A 2,415-nucleotide genomic window follows, 5' to 3' on the forward strand; every position below is an offset into this window, starting at 1 on the left:
GAAGACCACCGTGAGCAGCCCCATCACCACCCAGAAGAGCACCTGGCCCGCCAGCGGGCGACGGCTGCGGCGCCGGGCCGCGGGCGGCGGCGTCGCGGTGGGCGTCCCGGGCGCGCCGGCCACCTGCTCCCGGGTCTGGGAGGTCGTCGTCATGACCGCTCCTTGAGCAGACGGAAGTTGATGAGCGAGACGATGGCCAGGAAGACCGCGAGCAGGTAGCTCATCGCCGCGGCCTGGCCCATCCGGTACTGGCTGAGCCCCAGCTCGGTGATGGCGATGATCGCGGTGCGGGTGGAGTCACCCGGCCCGCCCTGGGTGATGAGGTAGCTCTGGCCGAACATGTTCGCGCTGGCGAGCACCGTCATGGTGACGACGAAGAGCAGCACCGGTCGCAGCCCCGGCACCGTGATGTAGCGGAACTGCTGCCAGGCCGAGGCCCCGTCCAGGGAGGCCGCCTCGTACTGCTCCGTTCCGATGTCGCCGAGCCCGGCCAGGTAGATGACGGCGTTGAAGCCGATCGTCCACCACACCGTCACCGCGACCAGCGAGATCCAGGCCCACGGCTGACCCGTCGTCCAGGGGATGTCCGACGGCAGCCCGAGGAGGCCGAGCAGGCCGTTGACCGCGCCGAAGGACGGGTCGAGCAGGTAGCGCCACATCAGACCGATGACCGCCACCCCGAGCACGTACGGGGCGAAGAACACCGCCCGGAAGAAGGTGCGGCCCGGGAAGTGCCGGTGCAGCAGCACCGCCAGCCCCAGCGGGATGACGACGAGGAACGGCACGCTGGCCACGGTGAAGATGGCGGTGGCGCGCATCCCGTTCCAGAACGGCTGGAACTGCACCGAGCCCGGGTCGAACAGGGCCGTGTAGTTGTCCAGCCCGACGAACGGCTTGCCCTCGAGCAGGAAGTCCCAGTCGTGCAGGCTGATCCACAGCCCGTACACCGCCGGCACCGCCACGAAGGTGACGAACAGCACCAGGTAGGGCAGCAGGAAGGCGTACGGGGTCGCCCGCGACCCGTGCACCCCGCCGAAGCGCAGCGCGTCACCGCCGCGGCGGGGGCCGCCGCGCCCGGTCACCCGTCCGGGGACCGGGCGCAGCGCCCCGTCGGTCGTCGCGCTCACGCTCAGCCGTACTTCTTCGCGTTGGCCTCGAGCACCTGGGTGGCGCGCCCGGCGGCGTCGGACAGCGCCGCCTGCGGGCTCTTGGTGCCGAGCACGGCCTCGTTGATGGCCTTGTCCCACTCGGTCATCGCGTCGCCGATCCCGGCCACCGGGGGCAGGAAGTGCAGGATGTCGATCTGCTGGGCCAGCGCGGCCTGCTCGGGCAGGGCCTGGAACTCCGCCGACTCGCGCACCGAGGTGCGGGCCGGGACCTGACCGCCCTTGGCCCATTCCAGGGACTGCTGGCTGATCCAGTTGAGGAACACCCGCGCGGCCCGGCTCTTGTTCTCGTCGGGGGTCTTCATCGTCGGCAGCACGAACTGGTGCGAGCCGGCCCACGCCGCCGGGGTGCCGCCGATGTTGGGCAGCGGCGCGACGCCCCACTCCAGCGACTCCACCTCCTTGAGCGTGTTGACGTTCCAGATGCCGTTCCAGTTGAAGGCGGTCTTGCCGTTCTGCAGCGCGATCGCGTCGGCGTCCTGGGCGATCTTGGCCGGGGAGTGGCCGTCGGCGATGAGGTCGACGTACCAGGTGAGGGCGTCCACGCCGGGCTGGTCGGCCCAGGTGACGGCGGTGGCGTCGGGGCTGAACAGCTCACCGCCGTGCTGCCACAGCAGCGCCTGCACGGTCTGGGAGCCGGTGAAGGGGAACGGCGTGGCCCAGTGGCCCTGCACGCCGGCGCTCTTCAGGGCCTCCAGCGCGGTGCCGTAGGACTCGGCGTCGGTGGGCGGCGCCTCGGGGTCGAGCCCGGCCTGCTCCATCACCGTCTTGTTGTAGAAGAAGCCGAGCGGGTGGACGTCCAGCGGGATGGCGTAGCGCTGCTCGCGGAAGAGCCCGGCCTGCCACGGCACCGGGGCGAAGTCGCTCTCCGACAGCCCGAGCGCGGTGGCCACGTCGTCCAGCGGCTGGATCACCCGGCGGGCGGCGTTGGTGGCCACCGAGTCCACGTGCATGATGGCGATCTCAGGGCCCTTGCCCGCCGTCACCGCGCTGGGCAGCTTGGCGTAGTAGTCGGCCCACTGCATCGTGTTCATGGTGACCGAGATGTTCTCGTGCTCGGTCTGGAACTGCTCGACGAGCTTCTTCATGATCGGCCCGTCACCACCGGTGAAGCCGTTCCAGAACTGCAGGGTGACCGGCGGGCCGTCGTAGCCGCCGGCGCCGCCATCGCCCGAGGGTGCCGGCGCCTGGTTGCCGCCCGGCACACCGCTCGAGCCCGCGCCGCAGCCGGCCAGACCGAGCGCGGCCG

At 71.2% G+C, this 2,415-nt stretch carries 2 protein-coding genes; both read right to left on the reverse strand.

Annotated elements, in window-relative coordinates; translation table 11 throughout:
- Positions 1-149: 149 nt before the first annotated feature.
- Complete coding sequence (locus DVA66_RS19410) at positions 150-1,127, reverse strand: carbohydrate ABC transporter permease (RefSeq protein WP_332872893.1); 978 nt, start codon at positions 1,125-1,127, stop codon at positions 150-152.
- 2 nt (positions 1,128-1,129) lie between these two features.
- Positions 1,130-2,415: ABC transporter substrate-binding protein (locus DVA66_RS19415; RefSeq protein ID WP_157974158.1), on the reverse strand; the 1,286-nt coding region annotated here is incomplete at its 5' end.

The sequence above is a fragment of the Desertihabitans aurantiacus genome (genome assembly GCF_003344635.1).
Taxonomy (GTDB): Bacteria; Actinomycetota; Actinomycetes; order Propionibacteriales; family Propionibacteriaceae; genus Desertihabitans; species Desertihabitans aurantiacus.